The 14,160-nt window shown below is 67.5% G+C and carries 14 protein-coding genes; 4 read left to right on the forward strand and 10 right to left on the reverse strand.

All coding sequences use genetic code 11. The annotated features are described in order from the left end of the window. Positions 1-60 precede the first annotated feature (60 nt). The 3 genes from EWM63_RS22665 to EWM63_RS22675 form a co-directional block, all read right to left on the reverse strand. The gene (locus EWM63_RS22665; RefSeq protein ID WP_130188555.1) at positions 61-804 is read right to left on the reverse strand and encodes a hypothetical protein; all 744 of its coding nucleotides are present in this window, start codon (positions 802-804) and stop codon (positions 61-63) included. An 83-nt stretch (positions 805-887) separates the two neighbouring features. Beyond that, positions 888-2,312 carry an alkaline phosphatase gene (locus tag EWM63_RS22670; protein WP_130188556.1) on the reverse strand — a complete coding sequence of 475 codons (1,425 nt, stop codon included), beginning with the start codon at positions 2,310-2,312 and terminating at the stop codon, positions 888-890. A gap of 30 nt (positions 2,313-2,342) precedes the next feature. Continuing rightward, positions 2,343-3,812 (reverse strand): alkaline phosphatase, encoded by a 1,470-nt coding sequence (locus EWM63_RS22675; RefSeq protein WP_130188557.1) that lies wholly within the window; start codon positions 3,810-3,812, stop codon positions 2,343-2,345. 306 nt (positions 3,813-4,118) lie between these two features. On the opposite strand from EWM63_RS22675, the gene EWM63_RS22680 reads away from it, so the two are divergent. Then, positions 4,119-5,297, forward strand: a complete 1,179-nt coding sequence (locus EWM63_RS22680) for an MFS transporter (protein WP_130190550.1) — start codon at positions 4,119-4,121, stop codon at positions 5,295-5,297. On the opposite strand, the gene EWM63_RS22685 is transcribed toward EWM63_RS22680, so the two are convergent. Next, positions 5,285-6,178 carry a LysR family transcriptional regulator gene (locus EWM63_RS22685; protein ID WP_130188558.1) on the reverse strand — a complete coding sequence of 298 codons (894 nt, stop codon included), beginning with the start codon at positions 6,176-6,178 and terminating at the stop codon, positions 5,285-5,287. The two genes, EWM63_RS22680 and EWM63_RS22685, sit on opposite strands and share 13 nt — an antisense overlap. 56 nt (positions 6,179-6,234) lie before the next feature. Next, on the reverse strand, positions 6,235-6,936 hold the full coding sequence (locus EWM63_RS22690; protein WP_130188559.1) for a DUF998 domain-containing protein: 702 nt from the start codon (positions 6,934-6,936) through the stop codon (positions 6,235-6,237). A gap of 232 nt (positions 6,937-7,168) precedes the next feature. On the opposite strand from EWM63_RS22690, the gene EWM63_RS22695 reads away from it, so the two are divergent. The 3 genes from EWM63_RS22695 to EWM63_RS22705 all read left to right on the forward strand — a co-directional run bounded on the left by EWM63_RS22695 (position 7,169) and on the right by EWM63_RS22705 (position 10,203). Next, positions 7,169-7,990, forward strand: a complete 822-nt coding sequence (locus EWM63_RS22695) for a ThuA domain-containing protein (protein ID WP_130188560.1) — start codon at positions 7,169-7,171, stop codon at positions 7,988-7,990. A 393-nt stretch (positions 7,991-8,383) separates the two neighbouring features. Further along, the gene (locus EWM63_RS22700) at positions 8,384-9,592 is read left to right on the forward strand and encodes a cation:proton antiporter (RefSeq protein ID WP_130188561.1); all 1,209 of its coding nucleotides are present in this window, start codon (positions 8,384-8,386) and stop codon (positions 9,590-9,592) included. Positions 9,593-9,603: 11 nt separating this feature from the next. Continuing rightward, positions 9,604-10,203: a DNA-binding protein gene (locus tag EWM63_RS22705; RefSeq protein ID WP_130188562.1), complete on the forward strand. Its 600-nt coding sequence runs from the start codon at positions 9,604-9,606 to the stop codon at positions 10,201-10,203. Positions 10,204-10,212: 9 nt separating this feature from the next. Here the strand turns inward: EWM63_RS22705 and EWM63_RS22710 are convergent, their stop codons facing one another. Genes EWM63_RS22710 through pilM form a run of 5 tightly spaced genes read right to left on the reverse strand, consistent with a single transcriptional unit; the run spans position 10,213 to position 14,158 of the window. Further along, positions 10,213-11,541, reverse strand: coding sequence for a type II secretion system protein GspD (locus EWM63_RS22710; RefSeq protein WP_130188563.1), 1,329 nt, complete (start codon positions 11,539-11,541; stop codon positions 10,213-10,215). After that, entirely contained in the window at positions 11,538-11,900 is a 363-nt protein-coding gene (locus EWM63_RS22715) for a hypothetical protein (RefSeq protein WP_130188564.1), read from the reverse strand. Before EWM63_RS22715 ends, EWM63_RS22710 begins: the two co-directional genes overlap by 4 nt. Further along, positions 11,897-12,445, reverse strand: a complete 549-nt coding sequence (locus EWM63_RS22720; RefSeq protein WP_165390892.1) for a GspMb/PilO family protein — start codon at positions 12,443-12,445, stop codon at positions 11,897-11,899. Before EWM63_RS22720 ends, EWM63_RS22715 begins: the two co-directional genes overlap by 4 nt. After that, on the reverse strand, positions 12,442-13,074 hold the full coding sequence (locus EWM63_RS22725; protein ID WP_130188566.1) for a PilN domain-containing protein: 633 nt from the start codon (positions 13,072-13,074) through the stop codon (positions 12,442-12,444). The genes EWM63_RS22720 and EWM63_RS22725 overlap by 4 nt, the downstream gene beginning before the upstream one ends. Then, on the reverse strand, positions 13,067-14,158 hold the full coding sequence (gene pilM / locus EWM63_RS22730; RefSeq protein WP_165390893.1) for a pilus assembly protein PilM: 1,092 nt from the start codon (positions 14,156-14,158) through the stop codon (positions 13,067-13,069). The genes EWM63_RS22725 and pilM overlap by 8 nt, the downstream gene beginning before the upstream one ends. Positions 14,159-14,160: the final 2 nt, after the last annotated feature.

Raw genomic sequence — 14,160 nt, forward strand, 5'->3', positions numbered from 1 at the left:
GAACCGGCCTGCAAACTTGGGAGACCGATTATAGTCAAACCGCCAGGGGCAAAGTCCACGTCAATCCAGGTAGTCCGCATACTCCCGCTGCGCATAGCCCTTCAGCTTCTGCCAGGGCAGCTCGCGCGTGAGGCCCGCCGCGACCTTCAGGTCCGTGCGATGGTAGAAGGTGCCCGCCTTGTCGCCGCTCTCGATCACGAGGGGGAGCTGCTTAGTGTCGTCCCACAGCACGCGCTCGTACAGGCCGTTGCGTTCGCGCTCGCGCCAGCGCGCGCCGGGCACGGCGGAAGCGCGCTTCGACACGGCCATCGATGCGAGCCCTTTGGTATCGAGCAGATGATAGGCGTGATCCCACGACCCGTCGAAGCCCACGTTGTCGAACTCGCCCGGCGGGATGGCGATCACTTCCTTCGAATGCGCGTCGACATAGGCGAGGCGCAGCTTGCCGCCTTCCATGGCCACGTGGCGCGGCAGCGTGACGGGATTGAAGTGCTTGTGCCCGACGCTCTTGCGCGCCGCCACCTTGTGCGCCCCGGCCTTGGCGCCATGGCCGTGGTCATCGCCTTGGCCATTGCCATGATGACCGTGGCCGTCGTCATGGCCCTGCATGGCCAAGGGCAGCACGCGCGCGGTCCACACGTGGCCGGCGCGGCGCAGCATCGTTTCCTCGTAGCGCGCTTCGCGCGTCACGCCCTCCGCGGTCACGACCTTGCTGTAGCGGCTGATGCGCAGGTCGACGTCGGCGCCGGCATGGGCGCAGCCGGCCGCGACCAGGGCGCCGGCGATCAAAAGAAGGTATTTCATCTGCTTTCCCGAAATGACAGGAAGCGGGCCATGCCCGCTTCCGAAGTTGCTGCGTGCCCGCAGGCCGCGATTGACAATTAGATTTACAGGCCGGAGGCGGCCTTCAGCAAGGTGAATACCTTCGTGTTGTCCAGCGTGCCCTTGAACGTCTTCGCGCCGGCGCCGGTGGCAAACAGCTTCACGTCGCCGCCGCCGTGCGTTTCGCTGGACAGGCGCACGCCGGTCTCCTGCAGGTAGTTGTCGGCCAGCACAGTGGTGCTGTCCAGGTTCGCGCGCACATTCGGCCGGTTCGGGCCGTTGCCGAACACGAGCGTGGTGTACGTGTTGCCGTCGGCATCGCGGTTCGGCTGGTTGTCCCGGTAGCCGCGGTTGATGTCCAGGATCGGGTTGCCGCGCTTGCCGTAGCCATTGATCGTCAGCGTGTGGTCATGGTCGGCGGTCACGACGATCAGCGTATTGGCCAGCGTGGGGTCGGTCTGCTTCGCCTTGGCCAGTGCCGCCTTGATGGCGTCGTCGAACGCGATCGTGTCGGTCAGCGCGCGCTTGGCATTGGTGCCGTGCAGCGCGTGGTCGATGCGGCCGCCTTCCACCATCAGGAAGTAGCCGTTGGTGTTCGATGCCAGCAGGTCCATTGCCTTGACCGTCATTTCGGCCAGGCTTGGCTGGTTCGCCCCTTCGCCGACGGGCGGCGTGGCGGTGCGGTCCAGCTCATATTCGAGGTGGCTGCGGCTGCTGTACAGGCCAATGAATTTCTTGCCGGGTGCCGCCGCGTTCATCTCGGTCTTGCTGGCCGCCACCGTGTAGCCCCTGGCGGCCAGTTCCGCCAGCAGGTTGCGGCCATCGGCCCGCCCGGCCGCGTTGGTGCCCGCCGCGAACGGCGTGAAGTGATTGCGCCCGCCGCCCATCAGCACGTCCACGCCGTCGCCCAGCGCCGTGTTGAAGCCGGCACCGCCCGGCACCAGCTGGGCCGCGATCGCATATTGCGCGTTGCGGTTGCAGATGTGCGACCAGGCGGAGGCCGGCGTGGCGTGCGTCAGTTCCGTGGTCGTGATCGTGCCCACGGCCTTGCCCCTGGCCTTGGCCAGTTCCAGGATCGTCACCGCCGGCGTGCCGTTGCCGGCGGCGCAGTTGTTGACGCCGAGGTTGCCGTTGGCATCGCGGCCCGGATTGGTGGCCACCGTGTTCGACGACATCGAGATGACCTCGTTGTTCATCTTCACACCGGTCATGTAGGCGGCCATCGATGGCGCGCTGTCGGTGGTCTGCGCATCGTTGGAGAAGGTCTTGATGCGCGCGGTGCGTTCCAGCGTGTCCATCGTGAGGCTGCCGTCTTCGCCATACTTGAAGATGCGGGCGGCGGTGATGGTGGACGGGCCCATGCCATCGCCCAGGAAGAAGATGATGTTCTTCGCCTCGCCGGCGGCGTGCGCGGCGGTGAAGGAGAGCGCCAGCGCGGCGCCCAGCAGGGTACGTTGCAGCAGGGTGGGGTTCAGCAAGGTTCGTTTCATGTTCGTGTCGTCGTATCGGTTGTTCTTGGCTTACAGGCCGGCGGCGGTCTTCACCAGGCTGAAGACCCTGGTGTTGTCGATGGTGCCGGTGAACGTGTCGGCGCCCTTGCCGATGGCGCCCAGGAACACGTCGGTACCGCCGTGCGTTTCGGCACCCACGCCCATGCGCACCGCCGCTTCCTGGTGGTAGGTGTTGGCGCTGGTGGCGTTGTCGTCCAGGGCCACCTGGCCGGCGCGGCTGGCCTGCATGCGGTTCTCGCCGTTGCCGAAGCCGATGATCGTGTAAGGCGCGCCATCGAGATCCTTGTCCACTTCGCCCGTCACGTAGTTCTTCACCACGCCCAGCACGCCGGCATTGCCGGCCGCCGTCTTGCCCGTGCGCTTCGCATAGCCGTTCAGCACGAGCGTGTGGTCATGGTCGGCCGTGACGACGATCAGCGTGTTCTTCAGGTCCGGGTCGGTGACCTTGGCCTTGGCGATCGCTGCCTTGATGGCGTTGTCGAAGGCCACCGTGTCCTGCAGCGCTTTTTTCGCCGTGGTTTCATGCAGGGCGTGGTCGATGCGGCCGCCTTCCACCATCAGGAAGTAACCCTTGCCGTTGCGGGCCAGCACGTCCATCGCCTTGGTCGTCATGTCGGCCAGGCTCGGTTCCTTGGCCGGGTCGCGATCCAGGTCGTAGCTCATGTGGCTGGACGTGAAGAGGCCCAGCAGCTTGTCGGTCTTCGTGCCGTCGATGGCAGCGAACTCGGTGGCGTTGCTGGCGTAGGCGTAGTTCTTCGCCTTCAGTTCCGCGGTCAGGTCGCGGCCGTCGGCACGCCTGCCGCCATCCTTGACAGGCTTGAAGAACTGGCTGCCGCCGCCCATGATCACGTCCAGGCCCGTGGTGCCCAGGGCGCTGTTGTAGCCGGCGGCGCCCGGCACGAGGGCCGCGGCGATGTCGTTTTCCAGGTCGCGGTGGCAGATGTGGCTGTACGTGGCGGCCGGCGTGGCATGCGTGACGCGCGCGGTCGACACGACGCCGGTGCCCAGGCCCTGCGCCTTGGCCAGTTCCAGCAGCGTGGTGGCCGGCTTGCCGTTGTTCGCGCCGCAGTTGTTGCCCAGCCGGTTGCCGGCGGCATCGGTCACGGGATCGACCGCGCGGGTGTCCTGCGACATGGAGATGACTTCGTTGTTCATCTTCACGCCGGTCATGTAGGCCGCCATCGACGGCGCGCTGTCGGTCACCTGCGCATCGTTCGAGAACGTCTTCACGAAGGCCGTTTCCGGCAGCGTGTCCATCGTCAGTTCGCCATCCTCGCCGACCGAGTAGATACGCGCCGCCGTCATCGTGGTCAGGCCCATGCCGTCGCCGAGGAAGAAGATCACGTTCTTCGGGGCGGGCACGTCGACGCCGGGCGCCGGCGTTGGCGTGAAGATGTCGGAGGTCTTGTCGTTGTCGCTGCCGCAGGCGGACAGCAGCGCCATGCTCAGGCCGGCGATGAAAATGGACTTGCGGTTCATGTGTTGGATCGGCTGTTGGAAAAGCCGCAACTTTAATCATGCAAGATGACCGCATGATGACGGAGCGATCATGCCGTGGTCCCGAACTGGCCATCGACGGCTGGATTCATGAACCGGGTTCATAAGCCCATCCAATTCCCGCCCCGTTTTTCCTCTGTCTTCGCCATTACCATGCAAGGCCCCGGCAACCAGACAAGGAACCCCATGACCGTCAAAGCCCATGCCGCGCGAGCCGCCGACCAGCCATTCGAAGCAAGGACGCAACACGGTGGCCCCGCGGTGGGCGCCGGCAGCGCTGCGGGCACCATGCCCGGCCAGCCCGTCGAGAAACCCGCCGCCTGGGGCGCGGTGTACGCGATGGCGCTCGGCGCCTTCGCCCTCATCGCTTCCGAATTCATGCCCGTCAGCCTGCTGAGCCCGATTGCCGCCGACCTGCGCATCACCGAAGGGCAGGCCGGCCAGGCGATCGCCATCTCCGGCGCGTTCGCGCTGCTGACCAGCCTGTGCATCGCGCCGCTGGCCGGGCGGCTCGACCGCAAGACCCTGCTGCTGGCACTGACCGCGCTGATGATCGCCTCGGGCACCATCGTCGCGCTGGCGCCGAATTATCCGGTGTTCATGGTTGGCCGGGCACTGATCGGCGTGGCGATCGGCGGCTTCTGGTCGATGTCCGCCGCCACCACGATGCGGCTGGTGCCGGACCGCGACGTGCCGCGCGCGCTGGCGATCCTGAACGGCGGCAACGCGCTGGCGGCGATCGTGGCCGCGCCGCTCGGTTCCTTCCTCGGTTCCCTCATCGGCTGGCGCGGCGCCTTTTTCTTCGTCGTGCCCCTCGCCGCGATCGCACTGGCGTGGAAGTTCGCCAGCCTGCCATCGATGCCCGCGCAGGGCGCGGCGCGCGGCAATGGCGTGCTGCGGCTGCTGAAGCAACCCGCCGTGGCGCTCGGCATGGCCGGTGTCAGCCTGTTCTTCATGGGGCAGTTCGCGCTGTTTACGTACCTGCGGCCGTTCCTGGAAACGGTCACCGGCACCAGCGTCTCGATGCTGTCGTTCATGCTGCTGCTGCTCGGTGCCGCCGGCTTCGTCGGCACGACGCTGATCGGCGGGATACTCAAGCGCAACCTGTTCCGCACGCTCGTCGCCATTCCCGCGATGATGGCGGCGATCGCCGTGGCGCTCGTTGCCTTCGGCGCTTCCACGGTCGCCACGTCGCTGCTGCTTGCCGCGTGGGGCCTCGTCGCCACCGCGGCACCGGTGGGCTGGTGGACGTGGCTGGCCAGGACGCTGCCGCACGACGCGGAAGCGGGCGGCGGCCTGATGGTGGCGGTGGTGCAACTGGCGATCATGCTGGGCGCCACCGTCGGCGGCCTGCTGTTCGACGCCAGCGGCTACCAGGCCACGTTTTACCTGAGCGCCGTGCTGCTGGTCATGGCCACCATCGTGGCGGCTCTCGCGGCACGCACCGCCAAGCGTTACCCCTTGTAGCGGATCGCGTCGATCACTAGCCCCAGCGCGCGCGACGAGTGGCGCCGGCTCGGGTAGTAGGCGTGCAGGCCAGGGAAGGCCGGGCAGCATTCGGGCATCACGCTGACGAGGGCTCCTTCCCGCACATGGCGGCCCACGAGGCTCGCCGGCAGGAACGCCAGGCCCACGCCGGCCAGCGCGGCATCGCGCATCGGGTAGACGTTCGTGAACACGGCCTGGCCGCGCACGCGCGCTTCGACCGGCTGTCCATCGTGCAGCAGTTCCCATGCATACAGGCCGCCGCTGCCGGACAGGCGCAGGTTGACGCAATTATGTTTCATCAGGTCCTGCACCGAGGCCGGCACGGGGCGCCGCGTGAAATAGGCGGGCGATCCCACGATCATCATCTGCTCGTCCGCGGCCAGGCGCACGGCGATCATGTCCTTTTCCACCTGGTCGCCGTGGCGCACGCCGATGTCGTAGCGCTCCGCCGCGATGTCGACCAGGCGGTAGTCGGAACTGATTTCCACGTGCAGGTCAGGGTAGAGCGGCAGCAGCGGCGCGATGCGCGGCCAGAGCAGCGAGTCCACCACATGGTCGATCGCGGTGATCCTCACAGTGCCGGACGGCTTGTCGCCCAGGTCGCTGATGGCCGCCAGTTCGGCCTCGATTTCTTCCAGCCGCGGCGCCACGTTCTGCAGCAGCCGCTCGCCGGCCTCGGTCGGTGACACGCTGCGCGTGGTGCGCGTCAGCAGGCGCACGCCCAGCCGGCCCTCCAGCGCGCGCACGATGTGGCTGAGCGCGGATTGCGTCATGCCGAGCTTGGCGGCGGCGCGCGTGAAGCTGCGTTCGCGGGCAACGGCCAGGAAGACAAGGATATCGTTGATGTTGTCGCGGGCCATGGGGGACGGTATCGGCAGGGCGGTTGCCGATGATACCAGTCCCTCAATGACGCTGCTTATTGATGATGTGCCGTCATGGAAGTGCCCGCCGGCCGGTCCTTCAGGAACGTCTGCCCGTTGACCAGCCATGCCACGCCGAACGCGGCCACGGCACACGTTTCGGGCCAGAACACGGATTGCCCTTCCAGCGCAAGGCCCATGAAGGCGATCGCCACGAACGACAGCAGCATGACGGCGCCGCAGATCTTGTACACGGCCCGCCGCCTGAGCGCTTGCCGGTTGGTCGGCGCCGCACCGGCGCCGAAGCGGAAGTACACGAGGTAGAACGACAGCACCGCGAACGTGATCGCGAAGGCCAGGTGGTAGCCGAGAATGCCGTGGTTCGAATAATGGGCCTGCGTGCCCAGGTCCGGATAGCGGGCCAGCAGTTCGGCCGCATACGTGGGGTCCATCGGGAACAGCGCCGCGCCGATCGCCGCGAGGCCGGCGATGGTGGCCACGATATTGTCGAGCAGGTGGGAAGTGCGGTAGCACGCCAGCAGCACCCCGGTCAGCACGGTCGTCGCCACGAAGATGTCGCGCATGCTGGTGTAGTAATAGGCGCTGATCGAATCGGTGGTGCGGATGCCTTCGAGCAGCAGGCCGCCGCCGCGCACGGCCAGCGGCATCAGCAGGCCGGCCCACCCGATGGTGTTGCGCAACGCCTTGTAGGAAACGATATAGTCAGTTTCTACATGATCATTCTTTACCGCATGCATGCTCTTCTCCGCAACGCTGAAATGCCGATAGCTCCATTGTAGGCAGCGTGACAAAGTGTGCATTTTTTTTCGTTCCTGCGGTGCCGCGCTGTGCCGGCAGCCAGCGATTCGCGGGGCGATTCCGGCCACCGCCGCAAATTCGGCCGATCGATCGGTTGATTGATCGGCCGATTGATCGGAGCGTGGCTCGCTTTCCTTTTAAAATCGGCGTTTTCACTACGGAAGGCTTGCCATGCTGAAATCCATCGCGGGCGCGCTTGCCCTTGCCACCGCCACCATCGCGCCGGCGGGCGCCGAACCGGCTGGAGCGGCTGAAGCGGCGGGGCCGGTGAAGATCCTGATCGTCAGCGGCGGCTGCTGCCACGACTACCCGCAGCAGCGCAAACTGCTGGAAGAGGGCCTGAAAAGCCGCATGGCCGCGCAGGTCAGCCACGTTTTCCACGATCCCAAGCCCGGCGAGAAAGCCACGCGCCCCGCGCTGCCGATCTATGGCAACCCGGACTATGCGCGAGGCTTCGACGTGGTGATCCACAACGAGTGCGCGGCGGACGAAGACAGCGCCGCGGCCCTGGACGCGGTACTGGCACCGCACCGCGCGGGCGTGCCCGCCGTGAACCTGCACTGCGCGATGCATTCCTACCGTTCGGGGGAGTGGAAGAAGCCGGTGATCGCCGGCGCCCCGAACGCGCGCTGGTTCGAATTCACCGGCATCCAGTCCAGCGGCCATGGCCCGCAATCGCCGATCCGGCTGACGGCGGCGAACACCGGCCACCCAGTCGCCGCCGGCTTCCGGCCCTATACCACCGCCAGCGATGAGCTGTACAACAACCTGGCCACGTTCGACGTCACGCCCGTGCTGCTTGGCGTGCAACCCCAATCGCAGGTAGCGGCGGACCGCGACAAGACATACACGGTGGCGTGGACGCACCTGTATGGCCCGAAGCGCACACGCGTCTTCAGTACCACGCTGGCCCACAACGAAGCCGTGATGGCCGACCCGCGCTACCTCGACCTCGTGGCCAGGGGCGTGCTGTGGGCGGTGGGGCGGTTGTAACGCATGCCATGCTCCCCGCCCAAGTTCTGGCCAGTGGCCGCGGAGCAGCAGGGGTCTGTCCCCGCCAGTTGTCGGCACTATCTAAGTCGCTAGTGCTGATCAAGGGGACTGGGAGGAGAGATGGCATGCATGCCATCTCCGCTGCGCAGGCGGGAGCAGTGCTCCCGAAACCCCTGCTACGCCCCCGGTTTTTCGCCAGCACTCCAGCAATGCAAGCAAAGACGGGCGGAGTAGTCGCAGCACCGTAAATCCCATCGTCGACCAAAAACAATTCTTCCCGCCTCCGTTGTGGAAACGCTACCACTATTGCCATGAAATCGCTTTCACAAAAACCAACTCTCCGCTACTATCGTCGTCGGTACGTAATTACATAACAACAACGATTGGAGACCCATGAATACCACCGAAGTATTCCTGCTGGCGATGCTGCTGATTTTCGTCGTGCCATTCCTGATCTGGCGCGTCGGCAGGACCGATTATTTCGCACCGCTGGCCATCGTGCAGATCATCATGGGGATCGTCCTGGGCCCGGGCGTGCTGGGCATGGCGATGCCCGAGTTCCATAGCTTTGTCTTCACGCCCGACGTGATCAAGACGCTCAACGGCATCGCGCTGTGGGGCGTAATGCTGTTTGTGATGCTGGCCGGCATCGAACTGGACCTGAAAAAGGTGTGGCAGTACCGCGGCGAAAGCGCCACCACGGCCGGCCTGTCGCTGGGCATGCCGCTGCTGTTCGGCTGCGGCGCGGCCTGCCTGCTGCTTGCCTATCCAGGCTGGGTCGGGCCGAAGGCGGCCACCTGGCAATTCCTGCTCGGCACCGGCATGTCCTGTGCGGTGACGGCGCTGCCGGTGCTCGTGCTGCTGATGGAAAAGCTCGACATCCTGCGCCAGCCGATGGGCCAGCGCATCCTGCGTTATGCCAGCCTGGACGACGTGGCCATCTGGGGCGTGCTGGCGCTGATCATGCTCGACTGGGAGCGCGTGGGCAGGCAGGTCGGCTTCCTCGTCGCATTCGCCGTGCTGACCATGCTGTACCGCCGCCTGATGGTGCGCCTGTCGCGCAGCGACCGCTGGTACGTGGCGCTGATCTGGCTGGTGGCGTGCGGCTTTGGCGCCGACTGGGCAGGCCTGCATTTCATGGTCGGCGCCTTCCTTGCCGGTGTGGTGATGGATGCCGACTGGTTCGGCCAGGAAGAACTCGACAACCTGTTCAAGAACGTGCTGCTGGTGATGATGCCGGTGTTCTTCCTCAGCACCGGCCTGAAGACGAAGTGGGACATGGGCGGCTACGCGGTGTTCTTCGTGGGCGGCGTGCTGCTGCTCGCATCGGTGGGCGGCAAGCTTGCCGGCGCCCACATCGCCGGGCGCATGCTGGGCTGGAAGCCGGGCGAAGCATCCATCATCGGGTGGCTGCTGCAAACCAAGGGCCTGATCGAGATCATCTTCGCCAACATCCTGCTCGACAAGGGCATCATCACCAGCGAAACGTTCACCGCGCTGCTGCTGATGGCGGTGGGCAGCACGATGCTGACGATTCCCGTGGTGCACCCCAAGCTGAACCGGGCGCAGAACCGCGACCTGGTCGGTCAGGCCAGTTCCTGAAGGAGACAACCATGGCACGCAACGGACTCACGAAACAACAGGTCAGGGCGGTGCGCGACCAGCTGCTGGCGGCGGGGCGTTATCCGTCGGCCGACGCGGTGCGGCATGCGCTGGGCGACACCGGTTCGAAGTCGACCATCCACAGGTACCTGAAGGAGCTGGCGGGGGAAGACCCGGCGGACGTCGCGCGGCGCGACGAGACCGAACACGCGCTGCTGGCGCTGGTCGGGCAACTGGCCGAGCGGCTGCATGCGGATGCCGAAGGCAGCGTGGGCGCGCTGCTGGCCGAACGAGATCGCGCCTTGCGCCGCAAGGACGAGGAGCTGGCGGAACTGCGCCGCACGGTGGCCGTGCTGGCCGCCCGCGTGGCCGCGCTGGAAGGCCAGGGTGCTGCCGGCGTCGCGGCAGGCGGCCAGCGCGCGCTGCATGAACGCGTGATACAGGAACGAACGACACAGCGCAGCAGCCGCATCGAAGGGTTCGGCGATTTCGGCACGCTGCTGTCGAACTCGCGCTGCGGGCACCGCGACAGTTCGCCGTTCAGCATCCTGCTGGCCGGCGGCCGCTCCGACGTGCTCGATCCCGGCAGCGACTGGCCGGAACCCCTCTGACAGCGGACGTCAGCGCGAAGGCGCGATGCGTTCCAGCTTGCGGTCGAGCGCATCGGAACGCACGTCCAGGTTGCGCTCCGCCTGCTGCAGCTTGCGCTCGCTGGCATCGTCGATGGCGATGCCGCCCGGCGGCACGATGCGCGGTGTGATCACGACGATCGTCTCCGTCGTCAGACCGCCATCGTCCGTGCTGGAAAACGCCTTGCCCACCACCGGCAGGTCGGCCAGGAACGGCACGCCCTGGCGGCGATACGTGCGGCTGCTCTTGATCAGGCCCCCGATCAGCACGGCCTGGCCATCGTTCGCCACCAGCTGCGTATTGACCTCGGTGGTCTTCTTCGACGGAATGCCGGCCGATACCGTGCCCGAACTGACTTCCGGGCGCACCTTCATCACGATGCGGCCATCGGCATCGACGGACGGCGTCACGCGCAGGATCACGCCCGTATCGAGGAACTGGATCGATTCCGACGTCACGTTGTTGATCGTCGTCGTCAGCCGGTAGCCCAGCTGGTCGCCCACATTGGTCGTGGCTTCCTGGTCTTCCAGCGCCAGCAGGCGCGGCGTGGCCAGCGTGTGGACGCGGCCCTTGTTGCTGAGGGCGCTCAGGTAGACTTCGATATTGTTGTTGATCACGCCCAGGTAGAAGAGCGGGCCGCCACGGGTGGCGAAGCCCGTCGTGCCCACCATGTCCGGTCCATTGCTGTTGAAGACGCGCGACCAGTCGATGCCGAAATTCTCGGCCTGGTCCAGCGTGATCTCGAGGATCTTCGCTTCGATGAGGATCTGCTGCGGCGCCACGTCGATGGCGCGCAGCGCCCGCGTGGCGCGCTCGATGCCGGCCGCGGTCGATTCGATCACCACGCTCTTCGTTTGCTCCAGCACCGTCACGGTGCCCAATGCACCCACCTGGCGCGCCAGGATTTCGCCCACCTTCTTCACGTCCGCATAACGCACTTTCAGCGATTTCACCTGCGTGCCGGCGGCATCCTTGCCGCCCGCCTTTGGATCGGCAATGAGGAAACCGCCGGGCCGTTCGCTGACCGTGTAGCCACCCGCCTCGGCGATTGCGTGGACGGCTTCGCGCACGGTCAGGTCATACAGGTTGATCGACACGTTGCCACCCACGCCGCGCCCCAGCACGATGTTGATGCGCGCCGTGCGCGAGATCATGTTGAACAGCTCGGCGATGGGCGTGTCGCGGAACGTGTACGACATCACCGCAGTGGCCGCGGTGTCGCCAGTTGCGGTGGCCGCGGGTGCCGAAGCCGCGGCGGTATGGCCGGCCAGCAGCGCGCACAGCATGGCCAGGACGATCGGTCGGTGCCGGAGTTTCATTCGGTTTCCTTGTCACGTGGGCGGTCCTGCCCGGGTTCGCCCATCACGAGCAGTTCTCGGCGGCCGCCACGGGCCACCAGCACGCCGCGCGCATCGATGCGCAGCACGGTGTAGCCGGGCGCTTCGTCGCCCACCGCCACCACGTCGCCATCGATGTTGGCCAGCGAGCGGGCGCCGTTCAGGATCAGCGCGCGCAGGCGCAATGGCGGCGGCGGTACCGCCGCTGCCGCCTGGGCTGCCAGTGCCGCCGCCGGCACGGCCGGGGCGGGGCGGGCGAACGGATCGCGCAGGTCCGCGCCCAGGGCGGGCAGCGCGGGCAATCCGGCAAGCAGCAGGAGCAATGTCGAAACGGATTTCATGGCGTGATTGGAAGGCCGTAGATGGCCAGTTGCAGCGTGACCTCGCGCTGTGCGCCGGCCTCGCCGGGTTGCATGTCCAGCTGCACGATGCCCACGGCGGGCTGCGTACGCTCGATGTCGTCCAGCCACAAATGGATGGCGGTGTAAGTGCCGGTGGCGGTGATGTCGACGGTCTGCTGGCGCAGGCCCGCCGCGGCCTGTTCGGCACCCTGCGACGCCGAGGATACATCCACGCCGGCCCGCTTCGCGCTGCCGCTCACCGCGCCGATCAAGGCGAGCGGCGTGGGCGTGGTCTGCATCATGGGCGTCGGGGCAGGCCTGCCGGCTGCCGCCAGCGGCGCGTTGGCTGCGCGCATGGTGGCCGTGGCGGCGTTTGATGCCTGCAACGCTGTCACGGCCGCGCGCTGCTGCCGCCATGCCGCGAGCGGCGCACGCAGGCCCGCGCTCCACGCCAGCATCGCCGCGATCGCCACCACGCCGATACACAGAAGGTTCAGCTGGCGCGCGGGCATCGCCGCCAGCGCGGCGCGAAGGCGCTCGTTCATGGCAGGTCCTCCCATTTGAGCGTGACGACGGCGTGGAATCCGACTTCCCCCGCGTCGGCGGCGCCGCTCGATTGCAGCTGTACGGTGGCCACGCCGGGCGCGCGGCCGAGCCGTGCGAGGAAGGTGGTGACGGCTTCGTAGTCCAGCGCCTGCCCCGCGAGTTCGACGGTGCTGCCGGGCGGCACAGGAACGGCCGGTGCAGCGGACGGTGCAGCGGCCGGCTGCGCGCTGCCCGAGCCAATGGCGGTGCCGCCGACCGCCTGCAGGTCGCGGCGCAGCACGATGCCGGTCAGCCAGGCATCTGGCGGTAGGGCACCGTCGATGGCTTGCGCGAAAGCGGCCAGTTCGCCCTGGCGCCGCAGCGTGCGCAGCAGCGCATCCTGCCGCGCATGGCGTTCATGTTCTTCGCGCAGGGCGGCCTCGCGCGCCTGGCCGGCCTGTGCCTGCGTGGCCGTGGCCCGCAACTGCGCGGCCTGCCGGTCGAGCGCCGCAACCTGCCAGCGCAGCCACCCGCTGCCCGCCGCGCCGGCGAGCACCACGATGGCCAGTGCGACCGCCGTGCGGCGCAGCGCGTGGCGCACGCGGATGCCGTCGCGCCAGCTGCGCGGGATCATGTCGATATCAGCCACGCAGCCCTCCGCGCAGGGCCAGCCCCGCCGCCAGCGCTAGCGGCGTGGCCAGTTCGGTGGCGCGGGCCTCCGGCAAGGCGTGCTCGAAGGCGCCCAGCGGATTGAGCAGGTGCACCGGCACGTCGATCAGTTCGCCGATGCGCGCATGGATGTCCGGATAGCGCGCCAGGCTGCCGTTCAGGTAGATGCGGCTGATCGAACTGCCGCGCGTGCGCGATGCCACATAGACCTGGGTGTGCGCCAGTTCGTCGGCCAGTGCCCGGCAATCGGCGTGCAGGATCTCGCGGATGGCCTGGCCCAGCTCGTCCTGGGCATTGGCGCGGCCGCCGATGCCATGTTCCCGCAACAGATGCGTGGCCGTGTCGGGCGGCAGGTCGAGCGCCGTCGCGAGGCTGCGCGCCAGGCGCTCTTCGCCGAAGTCGATCTCGCGGTCGAGCATCAGGCGGCGCCCCCAGATCACCGTGAGGTAGCTCTTGCGGGCGCCGAAATTGAGCAGCGCGACGGATTGCCCGACCTCGTTGCCGTGCATGGTGCCCAGCAGCCGGCTGATCGCGGTGGGGCCGATGTCGAGCGCCAGCGGTTCCAGCCGGGCCGTTTCCAGCGTGGCCAGGTAGGCCAGCACGCGCGTCTGCAACGCCGCCGCCACGAGCACCTGCCGTTCGGTGCCGTCGGCATCGGCGCCGCGCACCTGGTAGTAGTCGAGCACGTGATCGGTGGCGGTGCTGCCGAGTTGCTCGGCGGCCGCCTTTGCCACGGCCTGCGCTTCCGGCTGGCCCGCGGCGAGGTGCACGGTGAGCGGCAGGATGCGCACGTCCGCCGGCGGCAGCGCCGATACCACGCGGCGGCCCTGGAACGGCGCCGATGCCAGCGCGGCGTCGACGAAGCGGGCCAGCCGCTTCGGCGCGGCAAACAGTTCGCCGCGCGGCAGCGGGTAAGGCACCGAGGCCGCGGCTCGCAGGTGCCAGCGCCCGTCGCGCACGTCCGCCTGCACGAGGTTCAGACGGCGGGCCGCGAAGTCCGCGCCGATGGGGCGGACGGCGGGCCGCTGGGCAGGCCGGGAGAACAATGCGGTCAATCGGCTCATGG

Origin of the sequence: Pseudoduganella lutea, from assembly GCF_004209755.1 — a bacterium.
Taxonomy (GTDB): Bacteria; Pseudomonadota; Gammaproteobacteria; order Burkholderiales; family Burkholderiaceae_D; genus Rugamonas; species Rugamonas lutea.